Origin of the sequence: Gluconobacter sp. Dm-74, from assembly GCF_018256135.1 — a bacterium.
GTDB classification, from domain to species: Bacteria; Pseudomonadota; Alphaproteobacteria; order Acetobacterales; family Acetobacteraceae; genus Gluconobacter; species Gluconobacter cadivus.
In genome coordinates, this window is the sequence record NZ_JAERLX010000001.1 from 1 (window position 1) to 15,467 (window position 15,467).

A 15,467-nucleotide genomic window follows, 5' to 3' on the forward strand; every position below is an offset into this window, starting at 1 on the left:
TTTTTTGCCTGGGGGAGGGGGGTAAACATCGCGCGGCATTTGGGGGAGAGTTTGTCGATTTTCTTCTGCATGCAGGCGGTGATCTTGGCTTCATTGGGGATGGCCAGCGCGCACAGGCGAAGCGCATCGCCCTTGCAGGCCTGCGTCTGTTCTTCACGGGTGGCGGCGGAGGCACCCTGTGTCAGTGCAAATGTCAGGCCGGCCAGGGCAATACAATAACGGATCATGTGTTTTCTCCTTACCTTCAGGTAAGCGTGTGGCGCTTTTTACAGTTTCAATCTGAAAGAACTTTATCGCAACTCTGTGTCCTGAAATATCCTTCAATAAGGACTTCCTGAATCCGGATTAACGACTTTCAGGAATGAAGAATGCGGGCAAACCGCGCAGATGCGGCCGGACCGGGCGCCGTTTCGGCGATGGGGGCCGGAAGCTCGGGCGGGAGGGCGCCGGGTTGCAGACTCATCAGGAGTACCCGCGCGCGTCTGGCATCTGGAGTGTCGGCCCAGCAGTAGTGAATGGCGCGGGATTCACGTTGGGATTCGATCAGCCCCGCGCGTCTGAGGGCGCCCAGATGCTGGCTCAGTGTCGGCTGTCCGATACCGGTCATGGTTTCGATTTCGCTGACGGCATGGGTGCTGTCGAGCAGGGCCGAGAGGATCATGAGTCGTTGGGGCTGGGCGAGAATGCGCAGCCATTCCGCCAGTTCACGGCTTTTCTCAAGGGGAAGCAGGACGGTCATGAACGCTCCCGCGGCATGGGCTGGAAGAACCATTTGGCCCCGGCTTTTTCCACTGCGGCCTGTGTCTGGAGCGGAGGCGCGATGGTGCGCTGCCCGGGCTGCCAGCTTTCGGGCGTGAGGGCTCCTGCGCGGTCGACTTCCTGCAGGGCGCAGAGCAGGCGCAGGAGTTCGGGAACGGAGCGTCCGACCGTGGCGGGGTAGTTCAGGATCGCCCGGACGGTGCCCGTGGGGTCGATCATGAAGACGGAGCGGACGGTTGCGCTGTCCTGAGCCGTGCTGTCGAGCATGCCGTAAGCCTTGGCGACGGCAAGGGATGGGTCTTCGATGATGGGGAAAGGGACATGGACGTCGAACTGCGTCCGGATGGCGTTCACCCAGGCCAGATGGGCTGGAAGACTGTCCGCCGAGATGCCGAGGAGTGCGCAGTCCCGCTGCTGGAATTCTTCCGCACTGCGGGCCAGCGCGATGAATTCGCTGGTGCAGACAGGTGTGAAATCGGCCGGATGGGCAAAGAGTAGCACCCAGTGTCCGCGCAGGGCGCTCATGATGAACTCGCCATGCGTGGTCCGGGCGCTGAAATCCGGAGCGCGGTCGCCGATGCGAAGGGACGGAAAAGACGATTCAGCGGGAGGGGATACGATCATGGTCCGGTTCCAAAAGCATCAGGGCGCTTGACATGCAACACTTACAATATTAACTTAACAGTTAATGAAAGTGTCGTAAAGACATTCCGCAGCCAGAAGGTGGACGCCATGCACGATGCAGCAATTCAGGCCGCGACCGACCAGATCCGGCGGACCGAGCAGGGTGCGACGCCCGTTCCCGCGGTGTGTACGTTCTTTGATGAAGCCACGAATACTGCGACGCATGTGGTCCATTGCCCCGTCACGAAGCGCGCTGCCGTCATTGACAGCGTGCTTGATTATGACGCTGCGGCCGGACGAACGTCGCATGGCTCGGCGCAGGCGATTGTCGATTATGTGGAGCGCGAAGGCCTGACTGTGGACTGGCAGCTTGAGACGCATGCCCATGCGGATCATCTCTCCGCCGCGCCCTGGTTGCAGGAAAAAATTGGCGGCAAGCTGGGGATCGGCGCGGATATCACGCTGGTTCAGGCCGTGTTCGGCAAGATCTTCAATGCGGGAACGCGGTTTGCGCGGGATGGGTCGCAGTTTGACCGTCTGTTCCGCGATGGCGAGACCTTCCTGATCGGGGAACTTCCCGTAACAGTGCTGCATGTTCCGGGCCACACGCCTGCGGATATGGCGTTCGTGATCGGGGATGCGGCCTTTGTGGGCGATACGATCTTCATGCCGGATTTCGGTACGGCGCGAGCGGATTTCCCGGGTGGAGATCCGCGCCAGTTGTTTCGTTCCATTCGCCGTCTGCTGTCACTTCCGGTCGAGACGCGGCTGTTCCTGTGCCATGATTACAAGGCGCCGGGACGGGACGACTATGTCTGGCTGACGACGGTCGGGCATGAGCGCGGTTACAACATTCACGTTCATGACGGCGTGAGCGAAGAGGAGTTTGTGCAGATGCGCACCGCCCGCGACGCGACGCTTGCGATGCCGCGCCTCCTGATGCCGTCCGTACAGGTCAACATGCGCGGTGGGCACCTGCCTGAACCCGAAGCCGACGGCGTGAGCTACATCAAGATTCCCGTCAATCGCGTCTGAAATCCATCCGTCCGGCACGGTTGTGCCTTATTTTGCGTTTCTGGAGTTCCCATGCCAACCCGTCATCTGACCGACAGCTATGCCATTTCCCCCCAGATTGCCGTGCAGGATATTGCCGATCTGAAGGCGGAGGGATTTCACACGATCCTTTGTTTCCGTCCTGACGGGGAGGCGCCGGATCAGCCGGAAATGAAAGTGATCGAAGCCGCCGCGAAAGAGGCTGGACTGGCATTTGCCGCAATTCCGGTAAAGTCCGGAACCGTGCCGAGCGAAACGCAGATCGCCGAAACGCGGCAGGTTCTGGCGACGCTTCCCGCACCGGTTGTCGGCTATTGCCGCTCGGGCACGCGGGCCGGGCAGATCTGGGCTCTGGCCGAGGCGGGCAAGCGTCCTGCCGCTGAGATTTTCGCGGCAACGGAACGGGCCGGGGTGGATATCAGCCGTTTGCGGGCCCGGATCGAGCGTGTGGCCGCGCCGGCGGCGGCTCCGCGCAAGGATGCGGCGCATTTTCAGGTTCTGATCATTGGTGGTGGTGCGGGTGGCCTGTCCACTGCGGGCAGTCTGCTCAAGCGGAACCGGAATCTGTCGATTGGCGTGGTGGAGCCGTCCAACGAGCATTTCTACCAGCCGGGCTGGACACTTGTGGGCGGCGGTGTTTTTCAGGCCGCACAAACGCGCCGCAAGGAAGCGGATGTTATGCCGAAAGACGTTGTCTGGGTGAAGCAGGCGGCAAAGTTGTTCCGGCCGGATGTGCGCGAAGTGGTTCTGACGGACGGTACGGTCGTGTCCTATGACGCGCTCGTCGTGGCGACGGGGATTACGCTGAACTGGGACGCTATTCCCGGTCTGGCGGAGACGCTGGGCAAGAACGGCGTGACGTCGAACTACCGTTTCGATCTGGCCCCTTACACATGGCAGCTTGTGCAGCAGCTCAAGGGTGGCACGGCGATCTTTACCCAGCCGCCCATGCCGATCAAATGCGCGGGCGCGCCGCAGAAAGCCGTGTATCTGTCCTGCGATGCGTGGAAGCGCCGGGGCGTTCTGGATAACATTTCGGTTGAGTTCGATACCGTAACACCGGGGCTGTTCGGTGTGAAGGATTTCGTGCCGCCGCTGATGGAATATATCAAGCGCTATCACGTCGGATTGCAGACCGGATCGAAGCTCGTGGAAGTGGACGGGCCGAACCGTAAGGCTGTTTTCGAACGCAAGGTCGGGGAGAATGTGGAGCGGGTCGAGCGGACGTTCGACATGCTGCATGTCGTTCCGCCGCAGAGCGCGCCACAGGTAATCCGCGACAGTGCGCTTTCGGGATCGGACGGGTTTGTTGAGGTCAATCCGGCGACCTTGCAGCATGTGCGTTTCCCGGATGTGTTCGCCCTCGGAGATGTGATCGGCACGTCCTGTGCCAAGACCGCAGCAGCGGTTCGGGTGCAGGCGCCTGTGGTGGCGACCAACGTGCTGGCGTTTCTGAAGCATCAGGGGCCGGTTTCGGAATATGAGGGCTATGGCGCCTGTCCGTTGACGGTGGAGAACGGGCGGATCGTGCTGGCCGAGTTCAGCTATGGCGGCAAACTGGCTCCGACGTTGCCGAAATGGCTGCTCAACGGACAGAAGCCGACGCGCCTTGCCTGGTGGCTCAAGAAATACGTCATGCCGCTGATGTATTGGGACGGGATGCTGAAAGGGCGTGAGCTGATGGTCGCGCCCAAGCCCCTGAACGCGAAAAAGGGCGGCTGAGCGGATCGTGCATATTGCGCTTGAGCTGGCCTGTGGTGTTCTGATCGGGTTTACGCTGGGACTGATCGGGGGCGGCGGGTCCATTCTGGCCGTTCCCCTGATGGTCTATGTCGTGGGTGTGAAAAACGCGCATGTCGCCATCGGAACGAGCGCCATGGCGGTAGCGGTCAACGCTCTGGCCGGGTTGGTCAGCCATGCCCGCGCGGGGACGGTCAAATGGAAATGCGCGGGCATTTTCGCGCCCTGCGGCGTAGCGGGGGCGTTGATCGGGGCGGCGTTTGGCAAGGCGGTGAATGGCGAAAAGCTGTTGCTGTGTTTTGCGCTGCTGATGGTTGTGGTCGGTGTGCTCATGCTGCGGGGGCGTCGCAACAAGGGTGAGGCCGGGGCGGCGTGTAACCGTCAGAACATGCCGCGCGTCATGATGGCCGGGGCCGGGACGGGCGTGTTGTCCGGATTTTTCGGGATTGGCGGCGGGTTTCTGATCGTCCCGGCGCTGATTGCCTGCACACGGATGCCCATTCTCAATGCGGTCGGCACATCGCTGGTCGCGGTGGCGGCGCTGGGCGCGAGTACGGCGTTGAGTTACATGCTTTCGGGCTATGTGGACTGGGTGATGGGTCTGCTGTTTGTCGCGGGGGGCGTCATCGGCAGCTTTCTCGGGACCCGTGCGGCGAAGCGCCTTTCAGGCTCCGGTCCTGCGCTGACGACGTTCTTTGCCTGCGTCATTTTCACGGTTGCGGCGTACATGATCTGGAAGAGCCTTGCCGCGTTGTAAGGCGCGTCAGTCGAGGCCGAAATTCGGAAAAATTGTGAAGCACACCATCGAGAAATAGAACATGACCGCCAGCAGGATGTGACACATATAAAGTGGTGCGATCATGGCGCCGCGCCTGCGGAAAAACGCCATCAAAACACCGAAGGCCGCGATGGCGACAGCGAGCGCCACGTTCAGCATGAGGCGGCTGTCTCCATTGCTGATCGCAATGACGAGAAAGACCGCGCCCACAATGGCTGATCCGACATGAACGGGTGTGAGGAAGCTGAAAGGGCGCTTGTAGCGGGCCGCGAAAATAGCGAGCCAGACGCCCATGATCACCGTGAGAGTGAAACACCCCGTCGAAGCATACAGCATCAGTCGTCCATCCTGTCTCTGCGCAAAATCGCGGAGCCGTGACTGGAGCAGTCGGAAGTCCGCACATGCCGTTCTGGTGGTTTGTTTACTCCAGAACGGTTTTGCGGGCCATATGTTCCGGACGATCAAGTCTTTGCCTGTGCGGGCATATCACAAACAAATACCGCCTACAGGTATAATGATTTTCAAGGTTTCCTTTCTGTTTCGATATGACATAATCATGAAACGAAACAGGAGAGGGGGCATGGGACAGGATGGATCTGGGAGCGCGCCTGCGGTTTGTCCGGACAGCCAGAAATCTGTCCCAGCGTGAACTGGCCAAGCGGACCGGCGTCACCAATTCCACGATTTCCCTGATCGAATCCGGGGATATGAATCCCTCCGTCGGGACGCTCAAGCGGGTTCTGGACGGAATTCCCGTAACACTTGGCGAATTTTTCAGCATCGTCCCGGAAGGGGGAGACAAGATCTTTTACCGCGCGGATGAACTCCTGACCTTCGAGCAGGGGGGCGTGGTGTTCCGGCAGGTGGGCGCGTCCTCATTTGGCAGGACGCTTCAGATTTTGCGGGAAAACTATGCGTCCGGCGCTGATACGGGCGCTGCGGTTTATGCCCATGAGGGTGAGGAGGGCGGTTTCATCCTTCACGGGCGCGTGGAAATTACGGTCGGAGAGCGGCAGGAGATCCTTGGGCCGGGGGATGCGTATCATTTCGACAGTCGCCAGCCACACCGGTTTCGATGTCTGAGTTCCGAAGGCTGTGAGATCATCAGCGCCTGTACGCCACCGACATTCTGAGCTTTTTGTTCTGATCTTCAAAAGAACGGGAGGGGTGTGGCCGTCTCCCGGTTGCTGCGTTCTATCGTCTGGTGGGCCTGTCAGACATGTGAGATGGGTGTGCTCAGGGGAGAGCCACGGGCATGCGAGACCGTCCGTATCCTGAATGTATCAACTGGCGGGGTCTCGTATCCGGATCTGTGCGGACGGGGCTACGCGTGTTGGTGTGCGTGTGCGTTCTGGAGGGGACGGTATGGGGAGAAACCGTCACGCGGACACCTGACATCTGCCCGGTTCGCAAAGCCGTTTTGCAGATCGACACGAAGGCTCTTGCGGCGGCTGTCGCAGAACTGGAGCGCAAGACGCGATGCCCGGTGTTGATGGATGATGCGCTTTTGCAGGACGGAAGAAGCGTGACCATCAGGGGGCTGTATACACCGCGGGATGCGTTGGTGCGGCTTCTGGGCAATGCGGAACTGGACGTGATCGAGACGGTTCAGGGGCTGGCAGTTATGCCGCTGACCTATCGGGAGGCGCATCGCAGGGATCACGCCTCGCATCTGTAGGCTTTGCGCCACCCATCAGGGGCGCGATTTCCAGATCCGGCGTTGCAGCACGAAGGTCAGGAACGCCATCAGGGCGAGGTACGCCAGAACGTAGAGGCCGATCCGTCTGCGTTCTGCTGCGTGCGGATGCGCGACGTCGTTGAGAAAGGCCGAAACGTCGGTTGCCATCTGTTGGGTGGTGGCTTTTGTGCCGTCCGGATAGGTCAGCATTCCGTCCTGAAGGGGCGGAGGCATGCCGATATGCTTCCATTTCAGGGCGGTGTTGTAATAACGGCCGTCATCAAGTTTTACGCCCGCAGGTGTGGGGGCATAGGACAGGAGGATGCGTCGGATCTGTTCGGCGCCCCCCGGTAATGTCATGGCCAGACGGGAGAGGTCGGGCGGAAGCAGTCCGTGATTGGCCAGACGCCCTACGGCCTCGTTGGGATAGGGCGAGAGGATGGGATCAGAGGGTGTGGCGGGACGGGTTTTAGGATCGCCATTGTCGTCCGTTCCGTTCGGGATCTGCTGATCGGCAGCCCAGCTTCGGATGGCGTCTGGAGACAGTCCGAAGGCGGCCATATCGCCGTAATCGACATGATCCATGCCGTGGCAGGCGGCGCAGACCTGTTGAAAGACCATCAGGCCACGCTGGGCGGGTGTGCTGGCGCAGGCGGGAAGGGCGGTAAGGCTGGCGGCAAAAGCGAAAGTTCGGATCAGGCGGCTCATGATGTGATCTCCCGTTCCGAAACGAGTGGCATGACCACCAGAAAGTGGATGAACCACCATGCCATCGCCAGACGGCTGACGATCAGCCATGTTTCGGTCGGAGGATGCATCCCCGCGATGCCCAGCAGAATAAACGACAGAAAAGCCACCGGTAGGGACAGGCGCACCAGTGGGCGGCGTGTGGCCGAACGGGTGGGGGAACGGTCCAGTGCAGGCAGGGCGAACAGCACCGCGAGGCTGCCGACAGCGAGGAGCAGGCCGCCAAGGCGGGACGGCACGGCGCGGAGGATTGCGTAGAACGGTGCGAAATACCATTCCGGCCGGATGTCACGCGGTGTCACGAGGGGATTGGCCTGAACATAATTGTCCGCGAGCGTCAGCAGATTGGGCAGGAAAAAGACCAGCCCGGCATAAACCATCAGGAACAGGCAGAGCGCGAAGCCGTCCCGGCTGGTGTAATACGGATGGAACGGCAGGGTCTGTTTCGGACTGACGGGGTCGATGCCGGAAGGATTGTTCGGCTTGACCACATGCAGCGCTGTAACATGCAGGGCGATGACGGCGAGGATCGCAAAGGCCATTGTGAAATGCAGCACGAACAGGCGGTGCAGGGCCGTATTCCCTAGCGTTTCGCCACCCAGAAGCAGTTCGGAAACCGGCTTGCCGATCAGGGGAATGGTATGGGCGGCATTCAGGACCACCGTGGCGCCCCAGTAGGACATCTGTCCCCAGGGCAGGACATAACCAGCGAAGGCCGTGACCATCACCATCAGCATCAGGCCCAGTCCTGTCAGCCAGAGCAACTCGCGCGGAGCCTTGTAGGAGCCGTACCAGAGGCTACGCGCGACATGGATGTAGAGGCAGGCGAACAGCATCGTCACGCCGCCCATATGCAGGCTGCGCAGGAACCAGCCTGAGGGGATCTGACGGTCGATCGCTTCGACGCTGGCAAAGGCCTGTGTGATGTCGGGAGTGTAGTTGATGGCGAGGAACAGGCCACTGGCGATCATGATGGCCATCGTGACCATCAGGAAGGCGCCGAAGCTCCATAGGGCATTGAGGTTGCGCGGCATCGGAAAGGCGACGTATTCGCGGCGCAGGACGCTCATGACGGGCAGACGTCGTTCAAGCCATCCGGGAGTTTTCTCGGGTGCGGGCATGGGGTCCGGTCCTCAGATCTGCTGGATGTCGGACATGCTGAAGCCCGGATCGCCCGCACTGTGGCCGATGCGGATTTTCGTGTCGGAGAGGAACGTCACGGGTGGGACCGGCAAATTATACGGCGCGGGCGCGCGCTGTGCGACACGGCCTGCGGCATCGAAATGCGAGCCATGACAGGGGCAGAAATATCCGCCTTCTGCCTCGGGCGCCGAACCGGGTTTCTCGAAAGATGGAACGCAGCCCAGATGGGTACAGATCCCGACCAAAACCCCATAATCGGGGCGGACCGAGCGGTGCCAGTTCGTGGCATCTTTCGGCTGCTGAAGCATTTTCGAGTCTGCGTCGCGCAGGGTGGCGATGTGCGCGGGGGTCTGGAGTGCGGCCAGCATCTGTGGTGTGCGGCGCTGGATGAAAATGGGCCAGTCCTGCCATTGCACGGTCATGTCCTGTCCGGGAGCAAGGGAAGACAGATCGACCTCCAGCGTTTTGTCGGACCAAGTCGTGGCGGACGGATTTTTCAGGCTGTTGAGAAAAGGGACGGCAAGGGCGCAGGCCCCCGCGCAGCCCAGTGTTACGGTTGCGGTCGTCAGCAGGTCGCGCCGTTTCGTGCCGCCCGGGGAAGGGGACGTCTCGCTCTGGGTCATGCGGAACCTCTGCCGACTGTGCCGGAGTTCCGGCAGGAAAGATGGGGGCAGGATAGGCGGATTTGCGCTTTCGAGAAAGACACGCTGCCGCGCCGGGAGCGGTAGCTTTCAGACGAAGCGGGGGGTAGTGTGTTTCAAACTGCTACGGCAACGCATCTTCCGGAGGGCTTCGGGCCATGACGATGAGACACGGATTCAGGATCATGCTGGCGGGGCTACTTGGCATGGGACCGTTTGTAACGTCTGCGGCGATGGCGGCGGATGGTGCGGCGCTCTACGCGGGAAAATGCGCGATGTGCCACGGGCCTGCGGGCGCTGGACGGCCCGGCACGTTTCCGGCCCTTGCGGGGCGGGTTGGTGCCATCGCGTCTTCACCCGAAGGGAAGGCCTATCTTGCGGCGGTTCTGGTGAACGGACTGCATGGGCCGATTCTTGTGGAAGGGCAGTCTTACAAGGGATTTATGCCGTCGTTTAAGACGCTGTCCGATGACGATATTGCGGCTGTGCTGAGTTATGCGGCGACGCTGGGGGGCGGATCATCGTCCGGGATTTCCGCTCAGGAGGTCGCATCAGTCCGATCCGTTTCGATGGATGCAGCGGCAGTTCAGGCCAAAAGAACGGCGCTTCAGGCGAGTCACGTTATTCCCTGATGGAAAATGGACATCTTTTGATATCAAATAAACGCAATTGCGTGTTGTAACGAAGCGTCCATCTCTGACTAGCTGCGTTAAATCACGAGATGATGTTGACCGAATTAAATGGTCAGGAAAGGGAACACTTATGTCGCAGACCGCAGTGACACATACTTTACCGCTAAAGCCTGCTCATGTTCCCGTCCGGGACCGTGCGCTGATCCGTGCGCCGGGACGGCCGATCAATCTCGGGCTGAAAGACAATATCCTCGCGGCGATCGCGCAGGTTCTGGCGGAGGAAGGCTATCAGGGCCTCACCATTAGTCGCGTGGCCAAGGCCGCAGGCGTTTCAACCGCTACGGTCTATCGTCGCTGGCCGACGAAACAGGCGATGTTTTTCGATGCGATCCGTCTGTGGCGCGATGATCTGACGCCACAGATCGATACGGGGAGCTTTGCCGGAGATGTGGACGAGCTGATTGCCGCGCGCATCCGCTTCCTCGCTACCCCGCTGGGCCGGACTTACGGCACTCTGCTGGGCGAGGCCGTGCATGATCCGGAATTCGGTCAGGTTCTGTGGGAAGTCAGCGTGGTGCCGGCGCGCGCGCAGATGGCGTTGTTTCTTGAGCGCGCAAGCCAGCGTGGCGAGAAAGTCTTCTGCCAGCATGCCGATACGGTTCTGGACATGCTTCTCAGCACGATCCATTTCCGCGCCATGAACATGCTGGGGCGCGAGCCCATGGACGCGCAGAGCAATCTGCGGGAAATCCAATCGCTCGCGCGGTGCCTGATTTCCTGCTGACGGAACGGGTGTTTTTCAGAAGCCGTATGAAATCCGGCCGCCGATAAAGCGCGGCGGGCCGGGGATGTAGAAATAGGTCGTCGTCGCCATACCGCCGCTTTCGAAAAAGCTGCGGTTGAGCAGGTTGGAGGCGTAAATCGTGGCCTCCCACTTCCCTGATGACGGGCGCAGGGTCGCATGGGCGCCGAGCAGGAAATAGGGCGGCAGGCGATAGAATCCGGTGCCGCCGACCGCGATGGCCTGACTGCCACGATAGGACCAGTCCGGCCCGACATCGAGCCCGAGCGCCGATGTCAGAGGCTGTCGCCATTCCGCCTGACCGTTCAGGGTCAGTTTGGGCTGGCCGTTATTCACGCCTGCGAAGTTGCTGTTCACGGCCCGCCAGACGCCCGTTTTGGCATAGGCCGCATTCGTGGCGGCGCGGTTGACGTTCAGAAAGTCCTGATAATTGCCACGCTGCCAGCCAATGTTCTGCGTTACGAAAACATGGCGTATGGGGTGAAATTCGACCGTGCCTTCGAAACCCCAGCTTTCGGATTTCGGGACATTCGTGATTTCACTCAGCGGACCGTAATTCGGGATCAGGACCGTGCCGACAACCTGCTGGCCGTGGAAGTCGTTATAGAATGCCGCACCATTCAGACGCAGGACATTGGGGATCGGATCGCTTTTGAAGCCGAATTCGTAGGTCAGAACCGTCTCGGGGCCGAACGGGTCAAGCTGGGCCTGGATCTGGGTGTTGTTGGCGCTGAAACCGCCGGGTTTGAAGCCCTTGCTCATCTTGTAATAGACGAGCGTGGTTTTCGTCGCCTGCCATGAGACGCCGACCTGTCCGGCAAACTGGGCCGCGGCCGTGCTCTCGCCGTGGAAAGCCGTCGTTTTGCCGCCGAAGATTTCAGACGTCAAGCCCGGCAGGCTGCGGTCGTCGATTTCGTGCAGCAGACCCGCAAACAGCGTCACGTTATGGGGCAGGCGATAGCTGACATGACCAAACTCGGACGTGCTTTCCTGATTCATGGAAAAGGACGTCGCCATCATGTAACCGCGGGCCGCATAGTCGGTATAGTCGAAGAAGAAGCGCTGTTTCATTCGGCTGCGCTGATAGAACGCGCCTACCACCCATTGCAGGCGGCTGTCCGGATTGCTGGAGCCCAGACGCAGTTCCTGCGTGAAAGCATTGGCGCTGATGGTGCGGTAGGTGTCGGCTTCGGCCCGTGAGGTGCCGTCCTGATCGGTGTATTCGCCTTGTCGTCCGGTTTCGAAGGCTGTGACGGATGTGAGTTTCGCAACTCCGAAATCATGGTCCATATGCAGGTCCCAGCCCCAGAACTGGTTGTGTTCGCTGGGTTTGAGACCTTCCGGGCGTCCGATCAGGTTTGCGAATTGCGGCCGCATCGACCATTCGGCCTGTTGCTGGCCAAGATGCGGCAGCGCGGCCGAGCCGATCAGGCGATGGACGGCCTGACTGGTGACGACCTGACTGTTGTCCTGTACGAAATGACCGGACAGCAGGATCGTGGTGCGGTTGTCGTCCGAATGCCAGCGCAGCTTGCCACGCAGGGCGTAGGAGCCTGCATCGCCCAGATGCGCGCCGTTCTGCGGATCGGTCTGCCAGCCGCCGCCCTGCCGGATCTGTCCGGCCAGACGGAAATCGAGCCCCTTGGCGATCGGGCCTGAAATATAGGCCTCGCTCCGGCTTCGGGCGTAAGACGCGATGTCCTGACTGGCGCCGTAGTGCCATGTGCTGGTCGGGTCGGCGGTGCGGAAGCGGATTTCGCCGCCGGTATCGGATTGGCCATGCGTGGTCCCGACCGGGCCCGGAGCAACTGTGACGTCCGCCAGATCGAACATCAACCCGCTCGACAGCGTCGAGAACGCGAACGGCACGTCATCGAAATAGGTCATGACGGTAGGGATGTTGTTCTGGGTGAAGTCGTTGAAGCCGACGCCGCGCAGATAGAAATTGTTGGAGGCCGTGCCGTTGATTGACTGGATTGTCAGGTTGGGGGCCACGCGCTCCAGACCGCGCAGGGTCACGACGCCGCGCTGGATCAGGCGTTCTGCGCTCAGGCGGGTGTCGGCATCGGGAAGATGCTGTGCTGCGACGAAGGCGAAATCCGTGCGGCGTGCGGTGACGGCGATCGTTTCGGTATTACGGGCCTGAACGGATTGTGGAGTGGTTTTGCGCGGGGCTGGCTTTGCCCCTGACGGATGGGCATTCGCGTGATGGGGGGCTCCGGTTTTTCCGTGCAGCGGCTTCGCTTTCTCCGTCGGGGCGGCGAGAGCGAGGGACGGGCCGAGGAGGCTGGCGCTCAGGAGAAGAGCCTTGCGAAGCGTCATGGAAAGGTCGGAGCTCCTGAAAAGGACGGCGTCAGTCGTGGGGGTAGTCTGCCTGAGAGCGCAGGCAAACCCGGCAATTCACGGTGCTTATATTGTACTTGTGCAACAGCGCCAACGCGCAACGCCTTGTGGCGGGTGGGCGGGGCAGATTTCGCTTGAATCGTTATGATATAACATAATAAGAGAGCCGCTCTGACAATCCTTCGTCTTTGCCTGCATCCCCGTCCGGAGGTTTCATGCCGTCTTTCGTGTCTGCCCGTTCCTTTCTGCTGCTGCTGGGTTGCACTACCGCCCTTGCCGATTCCGCGTTTGCCCAGTCGGTCACGCCGTCCGCAACCTCTTCCCAGACAACTGCGGCTCCCGTCGATGCCCAGACGGACGATGAGGCTTCCGTCGCCCGTTCCAGCTTCGGCCATGCTGACGACCAGCATGGAACGACAACGACGGAGACAAGCCGGGCAGGTGAGGATGCAGTGACGGTGAACGCCCATCTCGAACGCGCCCGCGCTGCGCTTCAGCCGTCAACGGGGGCCACGGTCTATAATTTCTCGCGTCAGGCGATCGAGACCAATCCGGGGGGTGATAATGCACCGCTGAACGCCCTGTTGCTTCAGGCTCCGGGCGTGGCGCAGGATAGTTACGGGCAGATCCATATCCGCGGTGACCATAATGAAGTCCAGTTCCGTCTGGATGGCGTGGCGCTTCCCGAAGGCATGAGCGTGTTCGGACAGACGCTCATGACGCGCTTTGCCCACTCCATGTCCCTGACGACTGGCGCGCTTCCCAGCGAATACGGATTTCTTCAGGCTGGCGTGATCGATATCACCACCAAGAACGGCTATTCGGATGCTGGCGGTGATGTTTCGATTTATGGTGGCGCGCGCGATTACTTCTTCCCGTCCGTGCAGTTCGGTGGTCATCACGGTAAGTGGGACTGGTTTGCGACGGGTGATTTCGTGCATAACCGCGTCGGTATCGAAAACACGACGCCGAGCTTCAATGCTCTGCACGATCTGACCAACCAGTATCATTTCCTCGGTCACGGCCGTTATACGGTTGATGAGAACACCCGGATCAGCTTTACGGCCGGTGTGTCCAACGCTGAATACCAGCTTCCCAATAACCCCGGGCAGCAGCGCCAGTTCGCCAATCCGTCCTTTGCCAACAGTGACCTGTCGCAGCAGCTTTACGGGAATGGCGACAGTTCAAGCCTGAACGAGCATCAGAAGGAAATCACGGATTTCGGCATCCTGTCCCTGCAGAAGGACATGGGTAAGCTGAGCTTCCAGACGTCCGCCGTGATGCGCTACAGCTCCCTGCGCTATTCGCCTGATCCGTTGGGCGATCTGGTTTATAACGGCATTGCACAGCGTGCGGCCCGTTCGGTCTTTTCGACGGGAACGCAGTCGGATGCCACATGGCAGGCCGCAAAGGACCATACTGTCCGCTTCGGCTATCAAATCTATGTGGAGCGAAACGTTTCCAAATCGGATTCAACTGTCTATCCGCAGACGGGTGAAGATGCCGACGGAGGAGCGATTTATTCCGACAATCCCCTCACCATTCATGACGGCACGGGCCGTACGGGTTGGATGTACGGGCTCTATGCGCAGGACGAATGGCGTCCGCTCAAGAACCTGACAGTCAATTACGGTCTGCGTTTTGATGGCGTGGATGAATACACGCATGCCAAGCAGGTCAGCCCGCGTCTGAACATTGTTTACAAGCCCTGGCATGGCGGCACGTTCCATGCGGGATATTCCCGTTACTTCACGCCGCCGCCGTTCGAACTGGTGGGCGGGACGTCGCTCAACAAGTTCGCCAATACGTCTGCGGCGCCGGGAACGTTCCTGAACAGCAACGTTAAGGCTGAGCGCGACCATTATTTCGATGCGGGTTTCGCGCAGACCATTCTGCCGGGCTGGCACGCCTCTTTTGATGCGTATGTGAAGCTCGCCAAGAACATGATCGATGAAGGCCAGTTCGGTTCTCCCGTCATCCTGTCGGCGTTCAATTATCGTCGTGGTCAGGTTCATGGTTATGAATTCGCCACGGACTATACCCGCGGCGCATTCAGCGTTTACGGCAATTTCTCCTGGTCCCGCGCGATCGGCAAGGACATCACGACCGCTCAGTGGAACTTCGATCCGGACGATCTGGCCTATACCAGCAAGCGTTGGATCCATCTGGACCACGATCAGCGCTGGACCGCTTCGGCAGGTGGAAGCTATTCCTTCTTCCACAGGACCGGTCATCCGCTGCGTCTGTCGGCTACGATGGTCTATGGCAGCGGTCTGCGGGCAGATGGTGCGACACCCAACGGTGCTTCGGTTCCGCAATATGCCACATTCAACCTGTCGCTGGTCCAGTCCTTTAAGGATCTGTTTCAGGTTCCGTTCCTCAAGCGGACGCAGCTTCGTCTGGATGTGACCAATCTGTTTGACCGGACCTATCTGCTGCGCGATGGCAGCGGCATCGGCGTCGGGGCACCGCAATATGGTCTGCGCCGCACGATCCTGACCGGTATTGATCAGCGTTTCTGAGTAAT

General features: G+C 60.3%; 16 protein-coding genes. 8 read left to right on the forward strand and 8 right to left on the reverse strand.

What is annotated here, in order from left to right; all coding sequences use genetic code 11:
- The 3 genes from JK208_RS00005 to JK208_RS00015 form a co-directional block, all read right to left on the reverse strand.
- A partial coding sequence (locus tag JK208_RS00005) for a hypothetical protein (protein WP_211573874.1) occupies positions 1 to 227 on the reverse strand: 227 nt, incomplete at its 3' end.
- A gap of 128 nt (positions 228 to 355) precedes the next feature.
- The gene (locus JK208_RS00010) at positions 356 to 739 is read right to left on the reverse strand and encodes a helix-turn-helix transcriptional regulator (protein ID WP_194267620.1); all 384 of its coding nucleotides are present in this window, start codon (positions 737 to 739) and stop codon (positions 356 to 358) included.
- Positions 736 to 1,383 (reverse strand): peroxiredoxin, encoded by a 648-nt coding sequence (locus JK208_RS00015; RefSeq protein WP_194261716.1) that lies wholly within the window; start codon positions 1,381 to 1,383, stop codon positions 736 to 738. Before JK208_RS00015 ends, JK208_RS00010 begins: the two co-directional genes overlap by 4 nt.
- Before the next feature lie 108 nt (positions 1,384 to 1,491).
- Here JK208_RS00015 and JK208_RS00020 point away from each other — a divergent pair, with 108 nt between their 5' ends.
- The 3 genes from JK208_RS00020 to JK208_RS00030 are packed head-to-tail and all read left to right on the forward strand — an operon-like array spanning position 1,492 to position 4,933.
- Positions 1,492 to 2,418 carry an MBL fold metallo-hydrolase gene (locus tag JK208_RS00020; protein ID WP_211573876.1) on the forward strand — a complete coding sequence of 309 codons (927 nt, stop codon included), beginning with the start codon at positions 1,492 to 1,494 and terminating at the stop codon, positions 2,416 to 2,418.
- Between the two features lie 51 nt (positions 2,419 to 2,469).
- Positions 2,470 to 4,158, forward strand: a complete 1,689-nt coding sequence (locus JK208_RS00025) for a bifunctional protein tyrosine phosphatase family protein/NAD(P)/FAD-dependent oxidoreductase (RefSeq protein WP_211573878.1) — start codon at positions 2,470 to 2,472, stop codon at positions 4,156 to 4,158.
- Positions 4,159 to 4,165: 7 nt separating this feature from the next.
- Positions 4,166 to 4,933: a sulfite exporter TauE/SafE family protein gene (locus JK208_RS00030; protein ID WP_211573879.1), complete on the forward strand. Its 768-nt coding sequence runs from the start codon at positions 4,166 to 4,168 to the stop codon at positions 4,931 to 4,933.
- A gap of 6 nt (positions 4,934 to 4,939) precedes the next feature.
- Here JK208_RS00030 and JK208_RS00035 read toward each other — a convergent pair whose 3' ends face one another.
- On the reverse strand, positions 4,940 to 5,290 hold the full coding sequence (locus JK208_RS00035) for a hypothetical protein (protein ID WP_194267624.1): 351 nt from the start codon (positions 5,288 to 5,290) through the stop codon (positions 4,940 to 4,942).
- Positions 5,291 to 5,544: 254 nt separating this feature from the next.
- Between JK208_RS00035 and JK208_RS00040 the strand changes: the two genes are divergently transcribed.
- Together JK208_RS00040 and JK208_RS00045 are read left to right on the forward strand one after the other, a co-directional pair.
- Positions 5,545 to 6,087 (forward strand): cupin domain-containing protein, encoded by a 543-nt coding sequence (locus JK208_RS00040; protein ID WP_194261721.1) that lies wholly within the window; start codon positions 5,545 to 5,547, stop codon positions 6,085 to 6,087.
- A gap of 122 nt (positions 6,088 to 6,209) precedes the next feature.
- Positions 6,210 to 6,632, forward strand: coding sequence for a hypothetical protein (locus JK208_RS00045; protein WP_211573880.1), 423 nt, complete (start codon positions 6,210 to 6,212; stop codon positions 6,630 to 6,632).
- Between the two features lie 15 nt (positions 6,633 to 6,647).
- On the opposite strand, the gene JK208_RS00050 is transcribed toward JK208_RS00045, so the two are convergent.
- From JK208_RS00050 to petA, 3 genes are read right to left on the reverse strand one after another with little or no spacing between them, the layout of a single operon-like run.
- A complete protein-coding gene (locus tag JK208_RS00050) occupies positions 6,648 to 7,340 on the reverse strand; it encodes a cytochrome c1 (RefSeq protein WP_211573881.1) in 693 nt (230 codons plus the stop codon).
- Positions 7,337 to 8,500, reverse strand: coding sequence for a cytochrome b N-terminal domain-containing protein (locus tag JK208_RS00055; RefSeq protein ID WP_211573882.1), 1,164 nt, complete (start codon positions 8,498 to 8,500; stop codon positions 7,337 to 7,339). The genes JK208_RS00050 and JK208_RS00055 overlap by 4 nt, the downstream gene beginning before the upstream one ends.
- Before the next feature lie 12 nt (positions 8,501 to 8,512).
- Positions 8,513 to 9,145, reverse strand: coding sequence for a ubiquinol-cytochrome c reductase iron-sulfur subunit (gene petA, locus JK208_RS00060; protein ID WP_211573884.1), 633 nt, complete (start codon positions 9,143 to 9,145; stop codon positions 8,513 to 8,515).
- 176 nt (positions 9,146 to 9,321) lie between these two features.
- On the opposite strand from petA, the gene JK208_RS00065 reads away from it, so the two are divergent.
- Positions 9,322 to 9,795, forward strand: coding sequence for a cytochrome c (locus JK208_RS00065; protein ID WP_249201839.1), 474 nt, complete (start codon positions 9,322 to 9,324; stop codon positions 9,793 to 9,795).
- A 130-nt stretch (positions 9,796 to 9,925) separates the two neighbouring features.
- On the forward strand, positions 9,926 to 10,579 hold the full coding sequence (locus tag JK208_RS00070; protein WP_211573886.1) for a TetR/AcrR family transcriptional regulator: 654 nt from the start codon (positions 9,926 to 9,928) through the stop codon (positions 10,577 to 10,579).
- 15 nt (positions 10,580 to 10,594) lie between these two features.
- Here the strand turns inward: JK208_RS00070 and JK208_RS00075 are convergent, their stop codons facing one another.
- Positions 10,595 to 12,919: a TonB-dependent receptor gene (locus tag JK208_RS00075; protein ID WP_211573887.1), complete on the reverse strand. Its 2,325-nt coding sequence runs from the start codon at positions 12,917 to 12,919 to the stop codon at positions 10,595 to 10,597.
- 236 nt (positions 12,920 to 13,155) lie between these two features.
- Here JK208_RS00075 and JK208_RS00080 point away from each other — a divergent pair, with 236 nt between their 5' ends.
- Positions 13,156 to 15,462: a TonB-dependent receptor gene (locus JK208_RS00080; protein ID WP_211573889.1), complete on the forward strand. Its 2,307-nt coding sequence runs from the start codon at positions 13,156 to 13,158 to the stop codon at positions 15,460 to 15,462.
- Positions 15,463 to 15,467 lie beyond the last annotated feature (5 nt).